Below are 25,158 nucleotides of genomic sequence, written 5' to 3'. Positions count from 1 at the left end.
CTATTTAAATTGGCTGCAAACTTTATTTATAATTTTTAAAGCTTCATCAAGTTCACTTTTTTTGACATTAAGAGGTGGTAAAACTCTGACGACATTTTCTGCAGCACGAATAGTTAATAATTTATTTTCCATTAGTTTTTTAATAAAATTTGTTTGATCTTGATGCAGCTGTATTCCAATTAAAAAACCTCTTCCTCTTATTTGTTTAATAATAGTAGGATATTTTTCCTTAATTTTGTTTAAGTTTGATAAGAAATATATAGATAATTTTTTTACATTATTTAAAAACTTTTTATTTGAAACTATATCCATTACTTTATTACCAACTGACATAGCTAATGGATTACCTCCAAATGTAGATCCATGAGTTCCGGGTACCATGCATGCAGCTACTTTTTTATTCATAAGGACTGCTCCTATTGGAAACCCTCCTCCAATCCCTTTAGCTATTGGGACTATATCTGGTTTTACTTTAGATTTTTCAAATGCAAAAAAATCTCCAGATCTACCTATCCCACATTGAACTTCATCCAGAATTAAAAGAATTTTTTTCTTATCGCACAATTTTCTAAGCTCTTTTAAACAGAAATCTGGAATAACTTTAATTCCTCCCTCTCCCATTATCGTTTCAACCATTATAGCTGCAGTATTTTTTGTGATTTTCTTTTCTAATAATTTGTGGTCTCCAAAAGTAAAGTGATCAAATCCTTTTACTTTAGGGCCAAATCCCTCTGTCATTTTTTTAGAACCACTCGCATAAATTGCAGCTAATGTTCTCCCGTGGAAAGAATTTTTTATACATAAAATTCTATTTTTATTTTGTTTGCCTATTGAAAAAAAATATCTTCTTGCAACTTTAATAGCTGCCTCTGTAGCTTCTGCCCCGCTATTTTGAAACATCACATAATCCGCGAATGTTTTTTTACATAGTTTTTTTGCTAGATTTTCTCCCTCAGGAATTTGAAATGCATTTGATACATGCCAAAGCTTTTTTGATTGGTTGTTTATAGTTTTGATTAAACTTGGATGAGCATGACCTAAAGAATTAACAGCAATACCCATAACAAAATCAAGATATTTTTTTCCATCAGTGGAGTAAAGATAGCTTCCCTTACCATACTTAAATGAAATTTTTTTTCTGTTATAATTTTTTGCTAAATTGCTCATAAATTAAATTTGTTTTTATAAATTTTATTTCATAGATACAAGTTATGATTGAAAAACTAATTTTATTTGGGCTAAGCTTTTATTGTTGATAACTCTAATTTTTTCATTGTTTCAATTAAATTAATAACAGTATATTGTCGTTTTAAAAATAATTAACACAACATATAGATATGAGTTGGACTGAAGAAAAAGTTTCAAAATTAAAGGAATTATGGGGCAAAGGCAACACAGCTAGTCAAATAGCTGAGATCATTGGTGGTATTAGTAGAAACGCAGTAATTGGAAAAGCTCATAGATTAAATCTTTCAGCAAAAATCAAAACTAGAACTGCTACTTCTAATAAGCATTTTGAAAATTCAAATGAGCAAAATAACGTTCAATCAAAAAGAGGTCGTAAAAGTAAATTTAAATCATTAATTATTGAAAAAGATTTTGAACCAGAAAATCCTAAACAATTAGAAGAGCTAGATGAGAATTCATGCAAGTGGCCAATAGGTCATCCAGATGAAAAAGAGTTTTATTTTTGTGGCAGATCCTCTTTAAAAGATTTCTCTTATTGCAAACTTCATTTACTTTATGCTTATCAACCAAAAGGTAAAAAAGAAGAAGTTACAGAAAAAGAGGAAGTTCCAGAGTTTATTGATAATAAAATTCAATCTGCTTAAATTTTTGTTTTAATATCTATATTATCTGAATTATATTTTTCTGTGGAAAATTGACCACCTTCCCTCCACATATAGCAATATTTTTTAACTTCTTCATCGAAGTATCTCAAACTAGGTACGCCTATGTCCGAATTAGATTTATATTTTCCAGATAAAACATTATCATATTTTAGAAGTTTTAACTGATCTCTAGTCAAAAGTGGTTTTGGCAGCATTTCAAAAAATCTCGCTGACACTTGTGCTAAGGGTAAAGGCATTGGTATTAATAATCTTTTCTTTCCAATTAAATTTAATAATTTTTCTATTATTTCTTTAAATGAAATTATTTCTGGACCAACACATTCAATTATTTTGGAATTAACATTATTCGAAATAACATTAAAAATAACATCTGTTAAGTCAGAGCAATGAATTGGTGCAAACTTGGTTTTGCCTTCATAATAGAGTGGAAATATTGGCAATCTATTTAGAATTGTCATAAAATTTGTTGTAAAATTATCATCTACTGAATAAACAATTGAAGGTCTAATAATTGTAGCTAAAGGAAAATGTTTAAGAATCCTTTCCTCTCCCTCTAATTTACTTTTAGCATAATCAGAGTCTATGGCTTCGTTTATTCCAAGTGCTGATAGATGAATAAAATGCTTTAGTTTGTATTCTTTTGAAAGTTTAGATAACAAAGAAGGAAAAATTGTGTGAATATTTTTGAATGTATTTATCTTTTTCGACTCAAATAATATCCCAACTAAATTTATGCATACGTCTGCTTTTTCAAAAAGCTTTCTAAGTTTTTGTTCTTCAAAAATATTAGATTCAACAATATCTATATAACCTGCATTTGCTTGAGTTTTTATAATGTAGCTTTTTTGATGAATGTTTCTCGTAACAACAGTTACTTGATAATTTTTCTTTGTAAGCTTCCTAATTAAATTTCGACCAATTTGACCACTTCCACCAAAAATTAGACAATTTTTTGCTTTCATATATATATGTTTAAAATATGAGTAATAATATTCAACTTCACAAAAACGATCTACCAGATGATTTAAATTTAGGCAATATAATTGCCGTGGATGGTGAGTTTATGGGTCTAAATGTCAAACGTGATCCATTATGCTTAATTCAACTATCTTCTGGCAACTCAGATGCACATATAATTCAATTAGACAGAGAAAGTTATCGTGCACCTAATTTAGTAAAACTATTAAATGATGAAAATATAACAAAAATTTTTCATTATGGACGCGCAGACATAGCGCATATTAAATATTATTTAAGAACAGAAACTAATAATATTCTAGACACAAAAATTGCATCTAAACTTGCAAGATCTTACTCCGATAATCACTCTCTGAAAACATTGATTAAAGAATTTATAAATATTGATATTAGTAAACAATTTCAAAGTTCAGATTTTGGAGGAAATCTAAATCCTGCACAGCTAAAATATTGTGCTAATGATGTAATTTATTTACACAAAATACATGATAAATTAGTAAATATATTAATTAGAGAAAAAAGAATGCAACTTTATGAAGATTGTTTAAAATTCATGAAAACTCGAGTTGATCTAGATCTAGCACTATTTAGAGATGATGTCTGGTCGCACTAATGAATAGAAAAAAATTTATATCTGTAGCAAAAAATGTAATAAATCTTGAAATAAAAGCACTTCAAAATCTAAAAAAAAGTTTAAATCAATCGTTTGATCAGGCGGTTAGTCATATTTCTAAATGTCATTCTAAAGTTATTCTATGTGGAGTAGGAAAATGTGGACACATTGCATCAAAGATTGCAGCTACACTAGCTTCAGTTGGTACACCATCATTCAGTTTATTGGCAAGTGATGCATCTCACGGTGATCTCGGAATGATTTCTAAAAAAGATATATTAATTTTAATCAGCAACTCCGGGGAGAGCAGTGAGCTTAAAAATATAATAAAGTATGCTAAAAGAAACAAAATTTTTTTAATTGGAATAGTATCTAGAAAGGAGTCTATTCTTTACAAAGCTTCAGATATAAAACTTTATATACCTAAAGCAGTTGAGGCCGAAGGTATAATTCCTACTGCAAGCACAACCATGCAGCTCGCCCTAGGAGATTCGCTCGCGATTGCATCTATGAAATATAAAAAATTTGGAAAAATGGATTTCAAAGAGCTTCATCCTGCAGGAAGCCTAGGCGCACAACTCAAAACAGTCGAAGATATTATGATTACAGGAAATAAAATACCTTTCGTAAATGAAAATTTAAAAATAAACGATGTAATAAAGATATTAACAGAAAAAAAATTGGGAATTTTAGTAGTTCTTAATAATAAAAAAAAAACTGTAGGTATTATTACTGATGGACAAATTAGAAGATTTACAGAAAAAAAAATAAACTTTGATTTACTAACAGTTAAAAAGATTATGACAAAAAAACCAATCTTCGTAGATAAAAATGAGTTAGCAGTCAAAGCCCTTTCGGTAATGAACAATAAAAAAATTACATCTTTGTTGGTAAATGTAAAGAGTAAACCCTCTAAAACGATTGGGGTTATACATATACATACTATTTTGCAATCAAATATTACTTAATAATTTAAATGAATTATAAAAATTTTTTTATTATTTTAATAATAATTTTTGCAATTTTTACAATATACACAAAATACATAAAAAAAAATAATTCAATTAAAAGCCAAGAAAATCTAGATAAAAATTATGAAACTAGATATTCCTCAAATATAATTAAAGATGTTGAGTACACTACAAAAGACGATAACGGTAATGAGTATTTGATTAAAGCTTTGGAGGGCGAGATAGATTACGCAAACACAAACATTATTTATTTAAAAGATGTGTCTGCATTAATTAAACTAACTAGTGATGAAGAAGTAATAATTTTTTCAGATTTTGGAAAATATAATTCTACAAATAATGATACAATTTTTTCAAAAAATGTCATAATAAATTACAATAGTGATAAAATAACTGGTGAATATCTTGATTTTTCAATTAATAGAAACTCAATGTTAATTTCTAAAAATGTAACCTATACTAATCAAACAAATTTACTAAAAGCTGATGTTGCTGAAATGAATTTGGAAACTAAAGATATAAAAATTTTTATGCATGAGAAAAATAAAAAAGTAAATTTAAAAAGTCTAAATTAAATGGCAATTATAAAAAAATTTAGAATTAAATCATTTAAAAATAGTAATTCAATTATTGAATTTAATGATATTTCTTTATCATATGGTAATAGATTAATTTTAGACAATTTAAGCTTTAAAATTAATGAGGGTCAAATTTTTGGAATGCTAGGACCCAATGGTGTTGGAAAATCTACAATATTTAATCTCATAACAGGATTAATTAACCCAAAAAATGGAAAAATTAAAATAAATGGACAGGATGTTACTGACTATCCAATTTATTTTAGAACAAAAAAATTTAAACTAGGATATGTTCCACAGTATGGAGGATTTTTTAGCGATCTTACTCTTTATGATAACCTAAGAGCTATTAGTGAAATTGTAGTTGACAATAAAGCATACAGGCTCGAAAGAGTTAATTATTTAATTTCTAAATTCGAACTTGATAACTTAAAAGATATTAAGGCAAAATTTTTATCAGGTGGTCAAAAAAAAAAATTAGTTATAGCCCTTTCTTTATTGAGTGAACCAAGAGTACTATTGTTAGACGAATGTTTTGCTGCTTTGGATGTTTTAACTATAAAAATGTTGCAGGAAACAATAGTAAATTTACAAAGTGAAAATAGAATAACAATTTGTATTTGTGATCATCAGGCGCGAGACTTATTATCTTGTGTGGATGAAGCAATGATACTAAATAATGGAAAAATTGTTGCAAAAGACACACCCTCCAACTTAGTCAATAATATAAATGCAAAAAATGCATATTTTGGCGACAACTTTAAGTTCAATTAATTTGTAATGTCTAATGTTGTAAAAATTATAAAGAAAATTAGGAATTTTAAAAAAACTATTGAGGTGCCTGGTGATAAAAGCTTAAGCATTAGATGGGTACTCTTTGCATCATTGGCAAGTGGAACATCAAAAGCAAAAAATCTTTTAATGTCAGAAGATGTATTAGCTGCGATAGAGGCAGTAAAAAAATTAGGAATTAAAGTAATTATAAAAAAGAAAGTGTGTAAAATTTATGGAAAAGGAATTGATGGCTATAAATATAAAAAAAACCTCACAATAGATGCTCAAAATTCGGGTACTCTTGGAAGACTTATTCTTGGACTGTTAGTAAATTCTCCAGAGCCAATAAATTTAATTGGAGATAAAAGTTTATCAAAAAGAGATTTTAAAAGAGTATCAGATCCTTTAAGCAAGTTTGGAGCTAAATTTAAATTAAGGAGTAATAATTTTTTACCGCTAAAGATCTATGGATCATCTAAGCTAAAACCAATTAAATACAATGAAAACAAAGGATCAGCTCAGTGCAAAAGTTCAATTATCTTTGCAGGAATGAGAACTGATGGCACAACAACAATTAAAGCAAAAAAATCAAGAAACCATACTGAGCTATTATGTAAATTTTTGAAATTACCAATAAGTATTAAAAATAATATAAATGTTGATGAAATTAAAATTAAAAAAGTAAAAAAAATTAATACTTTAAATTATGATATTCCATCTGATATTAGTTCTAGTGCATTTTTCATAGTCCTAACAGCACTCTCTAAAAATTCAGAATTAATAATTAAAAATGTAAATATAAATGCATCTAGGATCGGTATCATAACTATTTTAAAAAAAATGGGAGTGAGAATAATTTTTAAAAATCAAAAAACTTATAAAGGTGAAAAAAAGGCTGACATAAAAGTAGTGAGTGCCAATAATATAAAAGCAATTAATTGCCCTCCTGAATTGAATAGTGGTGCGATTGATGAATTTTTAGTTATATTTTTAGTTGCTGCCAAAGCGAAAGGTGTTTCTTATTTTAGTAATCTGGGTGAATTAAATCAGAAAGAGAGCCCAAGGTTAATGTGGGCTGAAAAAATTTTATCAAATTTAGGAGTAAAAACAATCACAACTAATGACACTATTAAAATTTATGGCAAACCTGACCTAAATTTAGATTTTGACAAAAAAATTACAATTAAAAATTATTTAAAAGATCATAGAGTTTTTATGACAAGCTTGATTGCAGCCTTAAGTTTTGGTGGAAGATGGGCTATTCACGATAAAGATTCAATTAACACTTCGTTTCCAAATTTTTTAAAAATTATTGACGACTTAAAAAAATGATTAAAAGAAAAAATATTTTAAAAATTGCTATTGATTCACCTGCTGCAGCAGGTGCTGGAACACTTGCAAAAGCTATATCAAAACATTATGATCTATTTTATCTTGATACTGGAAAAATTTATAGATTTATTGGTTATCTTAAAATTAAATACCCAAAAAAATTTAATATTAAATTTATAAAATCAAAAATTAAGTTATTAAAAATAAAAGATCTCTCAGATAATAATTTATTGTCTGATGAGGTTGGAACCGAAGCTTCCATAATTTCTAAAATTATATCTATAAGAAAAATGGTTCATTCTTTTCAAATCAATTTTGCATACAACCCACCTAAAAAATATAAAGGTTCTTGTTTAGATGGGAGGGATATCACATACAATATTATTCCTGATGCTGATTTTAAATTTTATATAACTGCAAATGTAAAAACTAGAGCATTAAGAAGATATAAAGAGTTAAAAGGGCTAAAAAAAAAGATAACGTATCCAGAGGTCTTAAAAAGCATTAAAAAACGCGATAAAAGTGATTTTAATAGAAAAATATCTCCGTTAAAGAAAACAAAAGATTCACTATTGATTAATACGACAAACCTTAATAAAAGGTCATGTTTTTTAAAAATAAAAAAAATAATAGACAGGAAAATAAATAATTAATGGAAATTTATAAAGATTTATCTAGTCCAGCATCTCAAGAATTCGAAAAATTACTAAGTAGTCAGCTTTCAAAAGTTCAAATAGAAGAAGGTAAAATAATTGAAGGTAAAATTAATAAAATTACTGAAAAATTTGTATTTTTATTTGTTGAAGGTTTAAAGTCAGAACCAGTACTTGATATTAATGAACTAAAAAGCATGGGTCTTTCTGAAAAGATTAAAGTTGGAGAAACTATACCAGTTTTACTAGAAAAAATTGAAGATAAACATGGTGAGGTTTTAGTTTCTGCAAGTAAAGCTCAAAAAATTAAAGGTTGGGATAAATTAGTAGAAGCATATGAAAAAAATGAGCCCATCATGGGAAAAATTACATCCAAGTGCAAAGGTGGGTGCATAGTCGAACATATAGATACTGGCTCACTTATGTTTTTACCTGGTTCACAGATTAGTGATAAACCTTTAAAAGATATAAGTCATTTAATGAATGAGCCACAAAAATTTGCGCTTATCAAACTAGACAAGGTTAGAGGGAATGCCTGTGTATCCAGAAGAGAAATAATTTCATCCTTCAAAAAAGAAGATAAAGCAAAAATAGTTGAAAAATACAAAGTTGGTGACATTATAAAAGGTGCTGAAGTAAAAGGATACAGCTCATTTGGTTGCTTCTTTAATGTAAACGGTGAATTAGATGTATTAGTACATTTGCAAGAGATTTCTTATTCAAGAGTAAATCATCCTGATGAAGTATTTAATATAGGTGAAAAACATGACCTAAAAGTTATCAGTGTTGATAAAGAAAAATTACAAGTTGGATGTTCGGTAAAACAGTTATCTCCAGATCCTTTTGAGCATATTGAAAATTACGAATTAAATAAAATCTACAAAGTTAAAGTAGTAAAACTAATGGACTTTGGAGCTTTTTGTGAGCTAGAACCAGGTTTAACAACCTTACTTCATTCAAGCGAACTAAGCTGGACTAAAAAAAATATTTCAGCAAAAAAAATGTTTAAAGTTGGAGATGAAATAGATTGTGTAATTACTGAAATTGACAAAGACAAAAGACGTGTTGCAATATCACATAGATTGACTCAAGATAATCCTTTTGAAACATTTGAGAAAAAATATCCTGTTGGTACAATTGTTGAGGGAGAAGTTGTAAATAAAAATGAATATTCTTTATTTGTTAAAATTGAAGATTTAGATATTGATGCTTTTTTACATTGCAATGATTTAACTTATTTAAATAATGGTGAAGAAGAACTTTCTAAGTATAAAAAAGGTGATAAGCTTAAAGTTAAAGTATTGGAAATAAAATCTTCAGAACAAAAGATTAGGGTTGGTCTAAGGCAAACTCAAGCAGATCCGTTTGACTGGTTTAAAGATAAGTCAAAAAATCAAACAATAACTGTTAAAGTTGTTACGACTGATAACAAAGGACTTATAGTAAGACCAGAAGGTTGTGAAATGGACTTCCAGATTAAAAAATCTGCAATAGCAATTAATGCTGCTGATGCTAGACCAAGTAGATGGACAGGTGGTGAGAAATTAGATTGTGCAATCGCAGATTTGGACATGAATAAGAGAAAAGCTACATTAAGCATTAGATTACTTGAAGAAATTGAGAAAAAAGAAGCTCTTGATAAATATGGATCTGAAGGTTCTGGTAAAAACCTACCTTTTTCATCATTATCTGAGGATTTAAAGAAAAAAGAAGAAGAGAAAGAATAATTGAAGAAGTTATAAATTGGCTATTGTAAAATCAAAGCTTTTAAAACAACTCTCTCAAAACTACCCAAATTTCTTAAAAAAAGATTTAGAGAAATTTACTGATATAATTTTAAATGAAATAAAAAGATCACTTCGTAGAGGAGATGGAGTAGAATTAAGAAATTTTGGAACATTTAGAGTTAAGACTCAAAAAGCCTCCATTAGAAGAAATCCAAAAACTGGTGAAAAAGTTGCAGTTCCTGAAAAGAAAGTAATATCATGGAAAATGAGCAAGGAAATGTTTAAAAAGATCAATAATGAAGAATAAAATTATATTCGTTGCATGTGATACTTCTAATTTAGATCAAATAAAGAAAATTCTTAAAAATATTAATACAAAAAAGTTAAAAATTATTCCAAAATTTGGATTACAGTTTTTTTACTCAAAAAATGGAAGAAAATTTTTAGAAAAATACAAATCAGATTTTTGGTTGGATTTAAAAATAAATGATATTCCACAAACAGCTCTTTCTGCAGTTGATAGTTTGAAAGATTTAAAAAAATGTAAATACATTACTGTGCATGCAAATGGTGGGCTTAATATGCTTAAAGCTATCAAGGAAAAAACCAAACAAATTAATAATAACTTAAAAGTACTCGGAGTTACTGTATTGACCAGTCTTAACAATAAATCGTTAAAAGAAATTGGTCATACTAATACAGTTGACCAACTAGTTTTAAAACAAGCTGATATTATTAAAAAATCAGGATGTGATGGGATAGTTTGTTCTGCAAAAGAAGCAAAAATGGTTAGAAAAAAATACAAAAATTTATTGGTCATCACACCTGGTATAAGATTGCCAGGTGACAATACAAACGATCAAGCTAGAGTAACGACACCAAAAGATGCTTTCAAAAATAAAGTTTCGGGAGTTGTAATTGGAAGATCCCTTACACAAGGGAATATAAAAAATAATATTAAAAAATTAATTGATCATTTAAATAAATGATCAAAGGTTGTAAAATCTGTGGGATTTCAGATCCAAATACTTTAAATTTTTTAATTAATCATCCTCACCCACCAACTTTTATAGGATTTATTTGCAACTATCCAAAAAGTTCTAGGTATATTGAATATGAAAATTTAAAAAAACTTTTAAGTATTGGTCCAAAAGAAAGTTTTTACGTTGCTGTTCTCGTTAAACCGAATATAGATATTTTAGAGAAAATTAAAAACTTACCTTTTGATTATTATCAATTGTATGATTGCACACCAGAGGAAATAAGACAAATAAAAGAAAAATATCAAAAGAAAATTATTACAGCTTTCACAATTAAATCAGAGACTGATTTGGACGATTATAAATTATATTTTGATCATACTGATATTTATCTATTTGATAGTAAAGGCTACGAGAAGAGTCAGTCTTTTAATCATGATTTGATTAAAAATATCAAACTAAATAAGGAATTAATGATTGCCGGAAATATTCAATACAATGATGAGCTTAAAAATTTCAAAAATTTGGCAAATTTTATAGATTTATCTGGTGGTGTAGAAACATCTGGATTAAAAGACCTATCCAAATTAGAATTTTTTTTAAATAAAGTTAATGAAATTAAAAATGAAGCTTAAAAAAGGTGTTCCATTAATTGATCAACATGATCAACAGGGGTTTTGGGGAGGAAAATTTGGAGGTAGTTTTATACCTGAAACTTTAAAAAAACCAGTAGAGGATTTAACAAAAGAATTTAAGAAACTTAGAAATAATAAAGCCTTTTTAAAAAAAAAAGATTATTATTTTAAAAATTATATTGGATCCCCAACCTCTTTTGTGAAATTAGAAAATTTGTCCAATCATTTAGGTGGAGCTCAAATTTGGGCAAAAGTAGTTTCTGAAGCAAATGGAGGTGCGCATAAAATCTATAATGCCACTGTTCATGCACTAATTTGTAAAGCTATGGGTAAAAAATATATCGTTGGCGATACTGGAGCTGGATATGCAGGAAAAATGTTAAGTATGGCGGCTAAAAAATTTGGTCTTAAATGTAAAATTTTTATGGGTGCTAAAGATATTAAAAGACAAAAACCAAATTGTGACGCTATGAGAAAAAACGGAGCAGAAATTGTACCAGTTTATTCTGGAAGTCAGACTTTAGTTGATGCAGTGAGTGAATGTATGCGATATTGGGTATCTAATTGTGATAATACACACATGTGCGTTGGTAGTACTGTTGGACCAAATATCTTTGTAAAAATATGTGGTTGGTCAACTGCACAAATTTCTAGAGAATTAAGAACACAGCTTAAAGAAGAATTTAAAAAAATTCCAAATAAAATTAAGTTAATTAATTGTGTTGGAGGTGGTAGTTCTGCATATGGATTTTGGAGTGAGTTTATTGATTTTGATAAAAAACAAATAGAATTAATTGGTGTAGAAGCTGGAGGTCCTAAAAAATCTAAACTTCATGCAGCACCACTAAGTAGAAATGCAAAAGTTGGTATTTTACATGGAGCAGCTTCATATGTTTGCCAAAATAAAGAAGGACAAATTAATGATACAGAATCTATAAGCGCTGGTTTAGATTATCCTGGTGTTAGTCCTATTCATTGTTTTTTAAAAGATACAAAAAGAGCAAGATATACTTATGCAACAGATGAAGATGCACTTAATGCACATGTAATGGTAACTAAATTTGAAAAACTTAATCCAAGTTTAGAACCAAGTCATGCTTTTGCTGAGGCAATAAAAATTGCTCCAAAATTAAGCAAAGATACAATTATAATTGTTAACTCTTGTGGTGATGCAAAAAAAGATAGAGATATTTTAAGAGAAAGATTGGGAAAACATTAATGAACTCTTTACTTAATAAAGCTTTTTTAAATGCGAAAAAAGAAAATAGACCTGCCTTACTGACCTATACAGTTGCAGGTGATAATACTAAAAAAAAATCTTTAGAAATTCTTAATTCTATTTCTGACTATGCTGATATTTGTGAATTGGGTTTTCCTCACAACACTCCCATAGCTGATGGAGGTCAAATCCAAACTAGCGCCTATAGGGCAATTAAAAATGGTATTAAAATTAACGATGTATTTTCAATTGCAAAAAATTTTAAGAAATCAAAAAAAAATACACCAATTATACTAATGGGTTATTACAATATGATATTTCAGTACAATGAAAATAAATTTTTAGACAGATGTAAAAAATCAAAAGTAGATGGACTGATTGTTGTAGATTTACCTTATCCAGAAAACAAAAGTTTTGCATCAAAATGTAAAAAAAAAGGAGTAAATTTTATTCAGCTGGTCTCACCTACTACATCTCAAATCAGATTAAAAAAAATAATAAAAGATTCACATGATATGGTTTACTATATAAGCATGTTATCAACTACAGGAGGAAAATTGAAAGTATCTCCTAAGAAAATCTTGGAAAGATACAACAAAATTAAAAATCAAAATAAATCGAAAAATGTTGTGATTGGCTTTGGTATTACAGAAAAGACGATTAAATCACTTAAAAAAGCTGATGGTTTGGTAGTTGGTAGCGCAATATGTAAAGAAATATCCAAATCAATTGAAAGAAGACAAAATACTGTCACAAATGTTACTAATATCGTTAAAAGATTAAGAAATAAAATTCAATGAACTGGATAACCAAAATTATTAAAGCAGGTGAAAAGATAAAAACTGCTATACGTGAACGAGCTACTAAAGAGGATATTGCAAAAAGTGAATGGACAAGTTGTTGTCGTGGACCAATTCTAAAGAAAGATTTGGAAGCAAACCTTTGGGTATGTCCAGATTGTAATAAACATCATAGAATTAAACCTAAACAAAGATTTGATATTTTATTTGGAAAAAACAATTATGAAGTTTTTAAAACTCCCATTCCAAAAGATGATCCCTTAAATTGGACAGATTCTAAATCTTATAAAGATAGGTTAAAAAGCGCTCGTAAGAAAACTGGATTAGATTGTGGGATGATGGTTGCATCTGGGACAATCAATAATATTAAAATAACAGCTGTTGCATCTGATTTTGATTTTTTAGGAGCATCGATGGCCGCTGCAGAAGGTGAAGCATTTTTATATGGAATTCAACATGCAATAGAAAATCAAACACCATTTATATGTATAAGTGCTGGTGGAGGGATGAGAATGATGGAAAGTTTAATTTCATTATCTCAAATGACAAGAACCACACTTGCAATTAATGAATTAAAGAAAAATGGTTTACCTTACTTGGTCTGCATTACGGACCCTACTGCAGGAGGAATAACTGCTTCCTATGCAATGTTAGGAGATATTCATATTGCAGAGCCAGGCGCTTTAATTGCATTTGCAGGTGCAAGAGTTATCCAAGGAACAGTAAAAGAAGAATTGCCTGAAGGTTTTCAAAAAAGTGAGTATGTTGAGAAAACTGGGTTTGTTGATTTAATCGTAGAAAGAAGAGATCTAGCATCTAAAATAGGAACTTTATTATCAATATTGTTAAAACAAAATTCTGCTATAAGTTCTGAGCAAAATGAAACTTCAGAAGATACTCAGCAATTTTCAAAAGTTGCATCCTAAAGAAATAGATTTATCTTTAGATAGAATTCAAAATCTTTGTAAAAAATTAGGAAATCCCCAAGATAAAATTAAAGCCATATCAGTTGTTGGAACTAATGGAAAAAATTCTACCATCCAGGCTATTTATGCAATTCTTAAGGAAGCAAATTTAAAATGCAATGTTTATACGAGCCCACATATACAAAAAATTAATGAAAGATTTGTATTTAATAATCAGGAATTAAATGACGAGGAATTAGCTGATTTATTAGAAGAGGTTGAAAAAATTAATAATAACAATCCAATAACTGTTTTTGAAATGTTATCAGCTTGTTTTTTTTATAAAGCTGCCCAATCTCCTGACAATATCAACTTAATAGAAAGTGGTTTATTCCACCGTTTTGATGCTACTAATATTTTAAAGAGTAATCTTGCAAGTATAGTAACCTCTATAAGTAAAGACCATCTCGACTGGCTTCCGAAAGAAAATCAAACAATTGAGCAAATTGTTTTTGAAAAAACATCAGCCTTACTTAATTCAAATATTATTATCGCTAAACAAAATAAAAAACAGACAATGGAATGTATTAAAAAAACTATTAAAAATAACTCTTCAAATAAGTTATTTTTTAATGAAGACTATAGTTATTCAATTCAAGAGAATGGTTTTTTTTACTATGAGGATAAATTTGGAAGTTTAAAACTTCCTTCACCGAACGTTCTTGGTCAGTTTCAACTAGAAAATATATCAACTGCTATTGCAACTATAAGAACTTTAAATCTTGGAATTGAAGATACTAAAATAGAAAATGGTATTAAAAAAATACATAATCTTGCAAGATTACAGGAAATTAAATCTGGAAAACTAAAAGAACTTGTAAAAAATAATACATTATTAATTTCTGGAGATCATAATCCTGATGGAGCTAGAGTGGTAAACGAATATCTCCAAACTTTAGATTGTAATAAACACATTATCTTAGGTATGATGTCCAACAAGGATCATAATGAGTATATTAGTTATTTTAAAAATATCTCAACCTTGACCACTATTGATGTTCCAAACCAACCTAATTCAATTGGCGGAAAAGACTTAAAAAACAAACTAAATTCATTCAAAAATGTTCAGTACAAAGAGGATATATTTGATGCAATCAAGTCTATTTCGGTCAAGAAAAACGATGTAATTTTAATTACAGGTTCTCTTTATTTAGCTGGAGAAATACTTAATTTGAATTAGATATTTTTTTCTAAAAATTCTTTCATGTGGCTTTCGGGTACTCCGCCAACTTTTCTATCTACTTCAATACCTTTTTTGTAAATAATAACAGTTGGTACCCCTCTTATACCAGCAGCACTTCCAGTATTTATTCCACCATCTTCTACATCAGCATAATAAAAACCAGCTTTACTTTTGTATTCATCAGCTAACTTATCCATTACTGGTTTTAAAGCTTTGCAAGGTCCACACCAGGCAGCTGAAAACTGGATTACTGAAACATCTTCATTTTTGATTTTACTATCAAAATCTTCATCTTTAAAATCTATAAGCATAAATCCTTTCTATAAATTAAAGTTTTAAAGTCAACTATGCAATTTCATATTTTTTTTCAATAGACATAATAAATTCGTTTATTTCATCTAATTTTTTTAGTTCTTCTTCATCATCTCTATTAGATGCTTGGTCTCTCAAGGTGTCTATTTCGGTGTAAGCCATTGCTATAGTTTGCCACTTTTCTCTATTTTTGCTCAAAATTCTTCTAGCTATTTCACTTTTAATATTTTTATATAAATCAGGTGGTAATACGTGAGGTGCTTCTTGGTAAATAATTTTTTGTCCAAACCAAGCACATCTCTTATCTTGAAATTTATCTAATAATCTTAATTTGTCATCCCATGACGAACTGTGCCAAGTTTTAAATAAAGCAGTGTCTTTGTTTGGAATAAATTTCTCATATAAAGTCTCCTCAGGAAGTAAATCTTCTTGATTTTGAGTTTGTGCCTTCTCTTCTGCAGCTTCTCTATTAATGATTTGAATATTTTTACACAAGTTTTCACTAGATCTAACTAATTTAGCTCTTTTTTGAATTGCCTCTAAATCTAGATCTGCATAGACTTTTTCTTTTAAAGCAAATTTTTTATTCAATACAACAGGCGCTTTATTTGTTTTTATAACTCTTAGAGCTTTTGGACTAATTTTTTTAAGACTAGCTTTAAGCTCATTAACTGACATGTTTAGAAAGGGCTCTGGATCTCTTCTTAAATCCCATAAATATCCCCAAGAAGCATAAGTTGGGTGAAAACAATGTTCTGGATGCAATGTTGATACTAAATACATCATATTTCTTCCTTTAACATTTTCAAATATTGAATAAATACCCTCTCCTTTTAAAATTGATTCCACACTACTTTTTGTAGAGGTAGTTAAAAATTTTTCCCAATTATCGTTATGCTTTTCTTTTATAATCCTTAAAATTTTTAAACTTGTAAATGCATCATGATATGCAGTGTGTTGTTGTGAAGTATCAAATCCTTGTTGTCTTGCTAAACCTTCAAGAGCAAGACTTTCATTTCCAGCATCTGTTAGTTCAGTTTTTAAAGTTTCAGAATTAATTGTTTGTGCAGCTCTTGCAACATGAAGACCGTCGTGTTCTTTATTTGGAGACGAGTGAGTAATATAAGGATATCTGTTACCTTTAAAAAAATTAAAATGAAACATACGTCTATCAAAATTTAAGTTACTCCATCCCATGAATAATGCTGGTGCAGCTTTTGAGAAGAAGTTTTCAACTGCTCCTAAGAATTCATAATGAGAATAGTTCCCTTTTGTAAGTAAATCTATACTTGTTGAGTTTACCAATAGAGCTTTAGCACTTGGCACTTCTCCTTCTGGCATTCTGCCTCTGATATTTAACTTACCAATTTCATTTAAATTTTTATCAACAACAACTGCTCCAACCTCAATAATTGATCCCCAAATAGTGCTATTAGTTGTTTCAGTGTCGTAGATTACAAATTTGTCCATATTTTCTTATATATTTTAAGTTAAATTAGATAGTTCATGAAATTTTTTTAATCTTCCTAAAAACAAATTTTGATAAATGACTAAATCATGTCCTTGAATTTTAAATTCTTGGAATAATTTATCTACAGTGCAGACCAAAATAACACAAGAAGTGATATTGGAGTTATACACAACATTATGAGCTAAAGAATACGCGCTGGTTTGTAATAACCATGAATCGATATACTCAGCTTTCTTTGGTTTATTACTTTGTTTAAAATCTATAATTGTTTCTATTCCCTCATAAACTCCAACACAGTCCGCAGTGCCAGCATACTTATCTGGATAGTACAGTGTACACTCAACACCCCATATTTCTTCCAATCTATTTTTTAAACCATGATCTATTATTTCTTTTGCCATCAATTTATATTGTTCATTATCATCAAAAAAACTTAAATTTTCTCTCCCAAGCAAATAAGATTCTAAGTAGTTATGCATCTGTGAGCCTCTGCTGCTTGCTGCTTTTGTGATTGCTTCAGCTTCTTTATATCCTGTTCTCTCTCTCCAATTTGCTAATGCTGCTTTATCCTCTTCAGATTTAGTAACATCTAAAATTGAAGTGACACTTGGTAATTTTTCTTCTCCCAAAAGATATCTTCTAATGCCATCAACAGTTGCTCTTGAAGATTTTGGATAATCATATTTACGATTCCATTGCATGAGATTTCTTATAAAGGGTATTATCAAAAAAAAGAAATTAATTTTTAATTTGTCTTTGTTTATCAACAAATTTTTCAACGTTATCTGTTTGTACAGCTTTCTCAACTTGTTCTGGATCTTTTATACTTTCCAAAGTTCTATTTATTGATCTTGCATCTGTTCCAAATTTATCAACCACACCCATAGCATCTTCTAATTTTTTTCTAAGAACTACTATGTTGTCAAAGTGTTTTGAAAATCTTGTGCTTATTGTTTTTAAATGATTATAAATTTCAGTTGCTCCCTTTTGAACTTTCAAGGATTGAAATCCCATGTGTAAAGATTGCAAATATGCTGATAAAGTATTAGGGCCACAAATTACAACTTTATATTTTTTCATTAATTCTTGAGTTAATAATTCTTTTGTACTTGGATCTTGGTATTCAGTTAATTCTTTGTACAAACTTTCTGTAGGGGCATACACAATTGCAAAGTCAGTAGTTTTTGGTGGTACAATATATTTTTCATTTACACTTTTAGCTTTTGCTTTAAATGCAGTAGCTAATTTTGCTCTAGCATCGGCAACTAACCTTTTATCTTCCGCGTCATGACCATCGGTAATTGCTTTAAATTTCTCCACCGGAAAATGACTATCAACTGGAACTAAAACATCACCTTGTAGCTTAATAGCAAATTCTACATTCTCACTTGTATTTTCTTTCATTTTCACATTTGTCATGAATTGAGAAGCTGGTAGTAAATCTTTAATCAGTGCATCCAAACTAAACTCTGCAAGAGTTCCATATTTTTTAACTCCAGCCAAAATTTTTGTTATTCCTTCTTGGCTTTGGTTTAATAGTTGAACTTGTTGATTAAAATTTCCAACTTTTTCATCTACTTTAGTTAAAGCTTCTGTCATATCTTTTGTTACTCCAGTAGACAGATTGTTAAATGAAGTGGACATTGCTCCAAGTGAGCTATTGATTGTTGTATTTAAGGTATCCTTTAAACTTGAGATTTCAGATTTTAAATTAGCTATTTCTTCAGCTTCTTTATTTTCTTTTTGATCTTCAGGCTTAGATCTCAAATTTAAGTAAAGAATTGCCGAAACTACTCCAAGCAACAGAATTAAAATAACTAAAAATATAACTTCCATGAATCACTTTATATCATATATAAAATATGTAATGGAATTATTATTAATATTTAAAATTATTATTGGTTTAGGAATACTAGTTGGTATTTATGCAATCCTTAGAAACCTAGATATTATTAAAATTATTCTTATTTATTGGAAAGATTTAATTCTTAGAAAGTAATCTAGCTAAACTTTGAAGTGATTTATTTTTAGACGATGATTTAGATATCATCATACAAGCCTCTGATTTTAATATTTCACCATCTTTTAAAACTCTTAAATTATTGGCTTTTAAAGTTTCTCCTGTTGAAGTGATATCAGTAATTATTTCTGATGAACCAGTAAAAGGATATGCCTCTGTAGCACCTAAACTGTCTACTAATTTAAATTGAGTAACCCCTTTAGAAAATAAAAATTCTCTTGTTAAATTTGGATATTTGGTTGCAACTCTTAATCTTTTCTTTTTCTTATCTCTAAAATCAAATGCTATTTCCTCTAAATCAGCAATAGTTTGAACATCAATCCAAGGATCTGGAATTGCAACCACTAATGAAGCCTTTCCAAAATCATATTTTTTAATAACATTAATTTTCTTTTGAATATTTATTTCACTCTCTTTCAACAAATCGAATCCAGAAAATCCTAGATCTAAAGAACCATCTCCAAGTCTCTCTATAATCTCTCTTGCATGAAGATATAAAATTTTAACATTTTTCTTTTGTTTTATTGAACCTAATAAATCTCTTTCTCCTCTTTCTGAAACTAGATTTAATTTATTTTTTCTAAATATATTTAGTATATCTTTTCTAAGTCTGCCTTTACTAGGAATTCCAATATTTATCATTTCTTTAGTATTCATATTTTTTAATTTGTTCTTTGAATAAAGAATTCATTTTTTCAATTAAATCTTTTTCTAACAATTTTTTGTAATCATTATCTTTTCCAAGATTAAAGAATTTTATCTTTTCACCTGTAAGTTTGCTTGAAATAGCTTCATTAAAGCCAAATTCATTTTCCATTTTTTTTAATTTATTAAATTCACAGCTTGAAATTGTTTTTTTTGCTTTTTCTCTTTGAAAAGAATTTTTTTTATTTGTTAATTTGCTGATAAAACTAATTACTTTTTTGAAAGTAACAAAAGTCTCTAGTTGTAAATCTTCGTATCTAATAGTTAGAACCGGGAATTTTTTACATTCAGACCAACTTTTTTCATGTATAGACCAAGAAAAAAGTGGGTTGAAACCAAGGTATCTGTTATCTTTTTTTTCAACAATTGCTTTTTGCTCTTGCAACATGAATTCTAAGGCATCTAATTTTTTTATCTGATAATGATTAGATAAAGAAGTTAACACGTTTCTTGGATCTCTAACTATATGTATTGCTCCTATTGAATTATTTTCATCAGTAAAACTATTTCCATTTATTTTGCATAAGGCGTTGTGAGTTTTTAAAAATTTAATTTTTTTATCTGAGTTAATAGATCTTTGTTCACTAATCCAATATTTAGCGGTACTTTCAGGTTCCAAAAAATTATCTGAATATTTTTCAAAATAATATGAACTTGGAAATGATTTAATATTATTTAAAATTTGAAAATTAAAGTTACCATCCTTAGTAAAATAATATGTTGACAATAAAGAACGTAACCAAGTGTTCCCACTCTTTGGATAAGATGCAATCCATATAATCATAAGTTTAATGCCGCTCCTACTGCTGGTATTTTTTTTTTTGACCCAAGATCAGAAATTAATCGATCATAACGACCACCATTTATAATATTTTTTAATTTATTTTTTGATTTAATATCAATTTTAAAAACCATTCCTGTGTAATATTCTAATTGTCTTCCAAATGAAGTTGAAAATACAACATTTAATTTTGAAACTTTGTTGTTAGAGACAGGAAAATATCTTTGATCAACCACCAAATTAATTCTATTTTTTTTAAAAAATTTATTTAACACAGATGCAGCCTCATTGATTGGGCATTTGATTTTTAAGAATTCTTTAATAATTTTTGATACACCTTTACCTTTACTAGCTCTTCTTGGATCTTTAATTTTGTTATCAAATCGGTTTAATATCTCATTAATTGTTCTTCCTGCTATTACGTTTGATAAATCTTCTTTTAGCATTTTTAAATATCGCTTTTTATCTATTTCAACGATTGTTGGATCTACATCAGAGTTTGTTTCCAATCTTTTTAAAAGATCATTAAAGTAATCTTCTCTCCAAAAATGTCTTGATAATCTTAACTTCCATCTTTTCGGGATATCTAGTTTTGAAATTAACAAATTAAATATCTCAACATTTCCTATTGTCAATTTACCTGAAGAATATTTAATATTTTGTAGAGATTTTAATGAGGTGTTGATAATTTCTTTGTCATCATTTTTTTCATCTTTAGAGCCTAAAATTTCAAATCCAATTTGATCTCGGATAATAGAATCACTTTTATTTTCAGATTTTCTATAAGCTTGACCACTATAGAAAATTTTTTCTTTTCCTTTTAGATTATTTTCTAAATATCTTAAGCAGGATGCAATAGTTAAATCTGGTCTAAGACACAGCTCACTTCCATTTTGATCAGTAAATGAAAAAATAAATTTTCTAAAGTTTTCACCTGACCTTTGAACAATATGATTAGCCTCAATAACTGAGGGTAAATCTATATATTTGTAACCCTTAGATTTTACTGATCTAAGAATTCTTTCAGATAAGTTTTTTGATTTCATCTATTAAATCTGATTTTGGAAATGTTTTGTTATTTTCACCTTTAACACCTTTAAGATTTTTTATCGTTACTGTGCCTTTATTAAATTCATTGTCACCACATATAACTGCTACATTTAATTCACGCTTATTTGCTAAGGTTAATTGCTTACCTAAATTTTTCTTTGTGTCTAAAAAAATTTCTGCATTAATGTTATTTTCTCTTAATTGATCTACAATTTCGTAATAATTTTTTAGATATTTTTCCTCCATCACACAAACTAAAACAGGCTTTTGATCATCCACATTAATCTGATCCAATTGTAAAAGTGCAAACAACAATCTATCTACACCAAAACTAATTCCTGTGCCTGGAATATCTACCCCTTTAAATCTTGAGATAAGCTTAGCATAAGACCCTCCTGAGCAAATACTGCCTATATCAACTTCTTTTCCTTTATTATTTGTAATTTTAAAATTTAGGTTAGTTTCAACAATAAAATCAGAATAATAAGCTAAACCTCTAACAATAGTAAAATTGGTTTGTACTTGATCTAAATTAGAACCAAATCCTAAAATTTCAAAAACTTCCTCAAGCTCTTTAATTCCTTCTTGAGACAATGGATTTTTTAAATTTTCTTTTAATTGTTTTAAGTCTTTTATTTTTAAAAAATTTAATATTTGTGATGCTTGTTCATCTGTTAGATCAGCGCCTATTGTAACTGCGCCGCTTGCATCTTTTCTCTCTTTTTTAAGAAGATCTTCAACACCTTTTATACCAAATCCAGGTTTATCTAATTTATCAATAGCTCTAATTACTTTTAATTGCTTGTCTTCAGATATTTTTAAATCATCAATTAAACCTTGTACAATTTTTCTATTACTAATATTGATCATAAATTGATCTTTATTCAAACCACAATCTAAGAGTGTACTCGAGATTAAATTGCAAAGTTCTGCATTAGCTTGGGCTGAATTAACATTTCCAACAATATCAAAATCGGCCTGCATGAACTCTCTGTATCTTCCATTTCCTGCTTTTTCATTTCTAAAAACATTTTGAATTGCATATCTTTTGTAAATTGATGGAAGCTCTTGGTTATTTTGAGCAACAAATCTAGCTAAAGGACTAGATAGATCATATCTAAGTGTAATATTTTTATCGCCATCTTTGAATGAAAATACATCAGACATAGGGTTGTCCTCGTCTTCTGCTAAAAACGAACCAATATTTTCGCTGATCTCAAAAGAAGGAGTTTCTAATGGTTCAGCTCCAAATTTTATAAAATTTTTTTCAATCACTTTTAAAAGTTGTTTTTTTAAAACTAACTTTTTATTCCAACGATCTTCAAATCCAGATGGTAAGGAAGGATTGAGTTTTTTATCTTTTTCCATTTTAGTGGTACTTTGGGTAGGTTACGCTCCTACGACTTCGGATCCACAAACCGACGTGATACTATTTCACCACCAAAGCTTATCCTTTAGTTATTATCTTATTTTATGTGGAATGAAAATTATAATATAAATAAATAGCCTAATGGCTATGGAAACAGTTTCTGTGAGTACTTCTATAAGTAATTCTGTATGTAATATTTATATTCATAAGCAGCGTTTTAGACAAAAATTATTAATATACAAGGCTTAAATAAAAAAAGGACGTTGATCTACTAAATGTAGAAATAACGTCCTTTAGAAATTTTACGAAAATTAGTCTATTTTTTTTAAATTTACTGCAGAAGGACCTTTGGGACCGTCTTCTAATGTGAATTCAAGTTTATCACCTTCATTAAGAAATCTCATTCCAGCAGCTTTTACAGCTGAAGCATGTACAAAGGCATCTTTCTCTTTGTCGTCTCTCTCTATAAAGCCATATCCCTTTTTACCATTATACCATTTTATTTTACCTTGTAGTGTACTCATCTTATTTCTTTGTCCTTTTGTTATTTATTATATTAATTAAGTTAATTTCTTTTACAGTTATTTCAAGATCAAACTTTGTGGTGGTGGCTGAGGAAGGATTCGCACCTCCGACACAAGCCTTTTCAGGGCTCTGCTCTACTCCTGAGCTACTCAGCCTTATTTATCCTCTAAAGATAATTCTTCCTTTAGTAAGATCGTAAGGTGTCATCTCCACAGTTACATTGTCACCTTGAAGAACTCTGATTCTGTTTTTTCTTAACTTACCTGCTGTGTGAGCTGTAACCGTATGACCATTCTCTAGCTTAACTCTAAACATTGCATTCGGGAGTAGGTCTATCACAGTCCCCTTGAATTCAAGTAAGTCTTGTTTTGACAAATTTATTTTCTCCTTATTCTTTTTAATACTGATTGAGCATGCCCAACCAGGCCTTCATAATTTGCAAGTGTTATAACTGATGGTCCAAGACTTTCAATACCCTTTTTTGATAGGTTTATGTATGAAATTCTTTTGTAGAATTCGTTTACACTTATACCACTTGAATATTTTGCTGATCCGTTAGTTGGTAAAACATGGTTTGAACCTACATTATAATCCGTCATAGCCATAACAGCATATTTTCCTAAACATATTGATCCTGAATTTTTTATTTTTGAAACAATAGATTTATAATTTTTAACATTTAACTCTAAATGCTCTGGAGCTATTTTGTTAACAATATCTATAATTTTTTTATCTGAATTTACATGCATTAAAATTCCATTATTTTGCAAACTTCTCTTTGCAATAGATTCTCTTGGAATTTCTTTTAATTGTTTAATTATTTCAGTTTTAACTTTATTTAATAAGTTTTTATCTTTTGAAATTAATATGCACTGTGCAAGATCATCATGTTCTGCTTGTCCTATTAAATCACTAGCAATCCATTCTGGATTTGAATACTTGTCACAAACTATTGTAACTTCAGAAGGACCAGCAGTCATACCCTCAATTCCAACATCTCCAAAAACTTCTTTTTTTGCAGCTGCAACGTAAGCATTTCCAGGTCCTACAATTTTATCAACTTTTTTTATTTTTTTAGTTCCGTAAGAAACTGCAGCAATAGCAGATGGTCCACCTATTGAGTAAATTTCATTAATTTTACATTTTTTAGCAGCATACAATACTGCAGGATTTTGTTTTCCTTTATAGCCTGGGTTAATCATAACTATTCTTTTTACGCCAGCAACAATAGCTGGAATTGCATTCATCAATACACTAGATGGATAGGATGCGGTTGAACCAGGTACATAAATTGCAACCGAATCTATTGGCAAATATTTATACTCAAGTTTATTTTTAAATTTATCAGTGTAAGAAATATTTTTGAATTTTTGTAATGAATGAAATTTATAAATCCTGTTGTAAGCAGTATCGATAGATTTTTTTACTTTAGAATTTAATGATTTAATTGATTTTTGAATTTGATTTGAGCTAGGTTCAATTATTGAATTTTTATTAAATTTTTTCTCATATTTTAATAAAGCTTTATCACCATTTTTTTTAACATCTTTAATAATGTTAGTGACTGAAACAAAACTTGATTGAACTTTTCTCTTTCTTTGAATTAACAAATCATCCAATAATTTGTCAAAATTTTTCTTACTGTTATCTAAAACTTTCATCTC

The 25,158-nt window shown here is 28.5% G+C and carries 29 protein-coding genes and 1 tRNA gene; 16 read left to right on the top strand and 14 right to left on the bottom strand.

Annotated features, from left to right (window positions below; all coding sequences use genetic code 11):
• Positions 1–1,167, bottom strand: a complete 1,167-nt coding sequence (locus ACTTBI_RS07470) for an aspartate aminotransferase family protein (RefSeq protein ID WP_440653491.1) — start codon at positions 1,165–1,167, stop codon at positions 1–3.
• Between the two features lie 170 nt (positions 1,168–1,337).
• On the opposite strand from ACTTBI_RS07470, the gene ACTTBI_RS07465 reads away from it, so the two are divergent.
• The gene (locus tag ACTTBI_RS07465) at positions 1,338–1,832 is read left to right on the top strand and encodes a GcrA family cell cycle regulator (RefSeq protein ID WP_440653489.1); all 495 of its coding nucleotides are present in this window, start codon (positions 1,338–1,340) and stop codon (positions 1,830–1,832) included.
• On the opposite strand, the gene ACTTBI_RS07460 is transcribed toward ACTTBI_RS07465, so the two are convergent.
• Positions 1,829–2,815 carry a complex I NDUFA9 subunit family protein gene (locus tag ACTTBI_RS07460; RefSeq protein WP_440653488.1) on the bottom strand — a complete coding sequence of 329 codons (987 nt, stop codon included), beginning with the start codon at positions 2,813–2,815 and terminating at the stop codon, positions 1,829–1,831. The two genes, ACTTBI_RS07465 and ACTTBI_RS07460, sit on opposite strands and share 4 nt — an antisense overlap.
• 17 nt (positions 2,816–2,832) lie before the next feature.
• Between ACTTBI_RS07460 and ACTTBI_RS07455 the strand changes: the two genes are divergently transcribed.
• Genes ACTTBI_RS07455 through ACTTBI_RS07390 form a run of 14 tightly spaced genes read left to right on the top strand, consistent with a single transcriptional unit; the run spans position 2,833 to position 15,258 of the window.
• Positions 2,833–3,444 carry a ribonuclease D gene (locus tag ACTTBI_RS07455; RefSeq protein ID WP_440653486.1) on the top strand — a complete coding sequence of 204 codons (612 nt, stop codon included), beginning with the start codon at positions 2,833–2,835 and terminating at the stop codon, positions 3,442–3,444.
• Positions 3,444–4,412, top strand: coding sequence for a KpsF/GutQ family sugar-phosphate isomerase (locus tag ACTTBI_RS07450; RefSeq protein WP_440653485.1), 969 nt, complete (start codon positions 3,444–3,446; stop codon positions 4,410–4,412). Before ACTTBI_RS07455 ends, ACTTBI_RS07450 begins: the two co-directional genes overlap by 1 nt.
• An 8-nt stretch (positions 4,413–4,420) precedes the next feature.
• Positions 4,421–4,990 (top strand): LPS export ABC transporter periplasmic protein LptC, encoded by a 570-nt coding sequence (gene lptC / locus ACTTBI_RS07445; RefSeq protein WP_440653484.1) that lies wholly within the window; start codon positions 4,421–4,423, stop codon positions 4,988–4,990.
• Positions 4,991–5,767, top strand: a complete 777-nt coding sequence (locus ACTTBI_RS07440; RefSeq protein WP_440653482.1) for an ATP-binding cassette domain-containing protein — start codon at positions 4,991–4,993, stop codon at positions 5,765–5,767. It begins immediately after the preceding gene.
• A gap of 6 nt (positions 5,768–5,773) precedes the next feature.
• Positions 5,774–7,099, top strand: a complete 1,326-nt coding sequence (gene aroA, locus ACTTBI_RS07435) for a 3-phosphoshikimate 1-carboxyvinyltransferase (protein ID WP_440653480.1) — start codon at positions 5,774–5,776, stop codon at positions 7,097–7,099.
• Positions 7,096–7,752 (top strand): (d)CMP kinase, encoded by a 657-nt coding sequence (locus ACTTBI_RS07430; RefSeq protein WP_440653478.1) that lies wholly within the window; start codon positions 7,096–7,098, stop codon positions 7,750–7,752. The genes aroA and ACTTBI_RS07430 overlap by 4 nt, the downstream gene beginning before the upstream one ends.
• Complete coding sequence (locus tag ACTTBI_RS07425; protein ID WP_440653476.1) at positions 7,752–9,479, top strand: S1 RNA-binding domain-containing protein; 1,728 nt, start codon at positions 7,752–7,754, stop codon at positions 9,477–9,479. Before ACTTBI_RS07430 ends, ACTTBI_RS07425 begins: the two co-directional genes overlap by 1 nt.
• A 16-nt stretch (positions 9,480–9,495) precedes the next feature.
• Entirely contained in the window at positions 9,496–9,786 is a 291-nt protein-coding gene (locus tag ACTTBI_RS07420; RefSeq protein WP_440633301.1) for an HU family DNA-binding protein, read from the top strand.
• The gene (pyrF, locus tag ACTTBI_RS07415; protein ID WP_440653475.1) at positions 9,776–10,468 is read left to right on the top strand and encodes an orotidine-5'-phosphate decarboxylase; all 693 of its coding nucleotides are present in this window, start codon (positions 9,776–9,778) and stop codon (positions 10,466–10,468) included. Before ACTTBI_RS07420 ends, pyrF begins: the two co-directional genes overlap by 11 nt.
• Complete coding sequence (locus tag ACTTBI_RS07410) at positions 10,465–11,094, top strand: phosphoribosylanthranilate isomerase (protein WP_440653474.1); 630 nt, start codon at positions 10,465–10,467, stop codon at positions 11,092–11,094. Before pyrF ends, ACTTBI_RS07410 begins: the two co-directional genes overlap by 4 nt.
• The gene (trpB, locus tag ACTTBI_RS07405) at positions 11,084–12,313 is read left to right on the top strand and encodes a tryptophan synthase subunit beta (RefSeq protein WP_440653536.1); all 1,230 of its coding nucleotides are present in this window, start codon (positions 11,084–11,086) and stop codon (positions 12,311–12,313) included. The genes ACTTBI_RS07410 and trpB overlap by 11 nt, the downstream gene beginning before the upstream one ends.
• On the top strand, positions 12,313–13,113 hold the full coding sequence (trpA, locus tag ACTTBI_RS07400; RefSeq protein WP_440653472.1) for a tryptophan synthase subunit alpha: 801 nt from the start codon (positions 12,313–12,315) through the stop codon (positions 13,111–13,113). Before trpB ends, trpA begins: the two co-directional genes overlap by 1 nt.
• Positions 13,110–14,039, top strand: coding sequence for an acetyl-CoA carboxylase carboxyltransferase subunit beta (locus ACTTBI_RS07395; protein ID WP_075505966.1), 930 nt, complete (start codon positions 13,110–13,112; stop codon positions 14,037–14,039). The genes trpA and ACTTBI_RS07395 overlap by 4 nt, the downstream gene beginning before the upstream one ends.
• Positions 13,993–15,258, top strand: coding sequence for a bifunctional folylpolyglutamate synthase/dihydrofolate synthase (locus ACTTBI_RS07390; RefSeq protein WP_440653470.1), 1,266 nt, complete (start codon positions 13,993–13,995; stop codon positions 15,256–15,258). Before ACTTBI_RS07395 ends, ACTTBI_RS07390 begins: the two co-directional genes overlap by 47 nt.
• Here the strand turns inward: ACTTBI_RS07390 and ACTTBI_RS07385 are convergent.
• The 4 genes from ACTTBI_RS07385 to ACTTBI_RS07370 are packed head-to-tail and all read right to left on the bottom strand — an operon-like array spanning position 15,255 to position 18,880.
• Positions 15,255–15,572: a thioredoxin family protein gene (locus tag ACTTBI_RS07385; RefSeq protein WP_440653468.1), complete on the bottom strand. Its 318-nt coding sequence runs from the start codon at positions 15,570–15,572 to the stop codon at positions 15,255–15,257. The genes ACTTBI_RS07390 and ACTTBI_RS07385 overlap by 4 nt on opposite strands.
• Before the next feature lie 34 nt (positions 15,573–15,606).
• Positions 15,607–17,043 (bottom strand): exonuclease domain-containing protein, encoded by a 1,437-nt coding sequence (locus ACTTBI_RS07380; RefSeq protein ID WP_440653467.1) that lies wholly within the window; start codon positions 17,041–17,043, stop codon positions 15,607–15,609.
• A 15-nt stretch (positions 17,044–17,058) separates the two neighbouring features.
• Positions 17,059–17,745: a hypothetical protein gene (locus tag ACTTBI_RS07375; RefSeq protein WP_440653466.1), complete on the bottom strand. Its 687-nt coding sequence runs from the start codon at positions 17,743–17,745 to the stop codon at positions 17,059–17,061.
• Positions 17,746–17,782: 37 nt separating this feature from the next.
• On the bottom strand, positions 17,783–18,880 hold the full coding sequence (locus ACTTBI_RS07370; RefSeq protein ID WP_440653464.1) for a DNA recombination protein RmuC: 1,098 nt from the start codon (positions 18,878–18,880) through the stop codon (positions 17,783–17,785).
• A gap of 31 nt (positions 18,881–18,911) precedes the next feature.
• Between ACTTBI_RS07370 and ACTTBI_RS07365 the strand changes: the two genes are divergently transcribed.
• Positions 18,912–19,043: a hypothetical protein gene (locus ACTTBI_RS07365; protein WP_440653463.1), complete on the top strand. Its 132-nt coding sequence runs from the start codon at positions 18,912–18,914 to the stop codon at positions 19,041–19,043.
• On the opposite strand, the gene hisG is transcribed toward ACTTBI_RS07365, so the two are convergent.
• The 8 genes from hisG to hisD form a co-directional block, all read right to left on the bottom strand.
• Entirely contained in the window at positions 19,026–19,721 is a 696-nt protein-coding gene (hisG, locus tag ACTTBI_RS07360; RefSeq protein WP_440653462.1) for an ATP phosphoribosyltransferase, read from the bottom strand. The two genes, ACTTBI_RS07365 and hisG, sit on opposite strands and share 18 nt — an antisense overlap.
• The gene (locus tag ACTTBI_RS07355; protein ID WP_440653460.1) at positions 19,711–20,553 is read right to left on the bottom strand and encodes a sulfotransferase domain-containing protein; all 843 of its coding nucleotides are present in this window, start codon (positions 20,551–20,553) and stop codon (positions 19,711–19,713) included. Before ACTTBI_RS07355 ends, hisG begins: the two co-directional genes overlap by 11 nt.
• A complete protein-coding gene (locus ACTTBI_RS07350) occupies positions 20,550–21,596 on the bottom strand; it encodes an ATP phosphoribosyltransferase regulatory subunit (protein ID WP_440653459.1) in 1,047 nt (348 codons plus the stop codon). The genes ACTTBI_RS07355 and ACTTBI_RS07350 overlap by 4 nt, the downstream gene beginning before the upstream one ends.
• On the bottom strand, positions 21,574–22,968 hold the full coding sequence (gene hisS / locus ACTTBI_RS07345; protein ID WP_440653458.1) for a histidine--tRNA ligase: 1,395 nt from the start codon (positions 22,966–22,968) through the stop codon (positions 21,574–21,576). The genes ACTTBI_RS07350 and hisS overlap by 23 nt, the downstream gene beginning before the upstream one ends.
• A gap of 312 nt (positions 22,969–23,280) precedes the next feature.
• A complete protein-coding gene (locus tag ACTTBI_RS07340; protein WP_075505957.1) occupies positions 23,281–23,493 on the bottom strand; it encodes a cold-shock protein in 213 nt (70 codons plus the stop codon).
• A gap of 81 nt (positions 23,494–23,574) precedes the next feature.
• Positions 23,575–23,649, bottom strand: a tRNA-Phe gene (locus tag ACTTBI_RS07335).
• Positions 23,650–23,653: 4 nt separating this feature from the next.
• Positions 23,654–23,869 (bottom strand): translation initiation factor IF-1, encoded by a 216-nt coding sequence (gene infA / locus ACTTBI_RS07330; RefSeq protein ID WP_023854397.1) that lies wholly within the window; start codon positions 23,867–23,869, stop codon positions 23,654–23,656.
• Between the two features lie 2 nt (positions 23,870–23,871).
• Positions 23,872–25,155 (bottom strand): histidinol dehydrogenase, encoded by a 1,284-nt coding sequence (hisD, locus tag ACTTBI_RS07325; protein WP_440653457.1) that lies wholly within the window; start codon positions 25,153–25,155, stop codon positions 23,872–23,874.
• Positions 25,156–25,158 lie beyond the last annotated feature (3 nt).

This window comes from Candidatus Pelagibacter sp. HIMB1542 (assembly GCF_052047835.1).
GTDB lineage: Bacteria > Pseudomonadota > Alphaproteobacteria > Pelagibacterales > Pelagibacteraceae > Pelagibacter.
The sequence above is the reverse complement of the archived record's forward strand: the minus strand, read 5'-3'. Positions and strand labels throughout refer to the sequence as shown.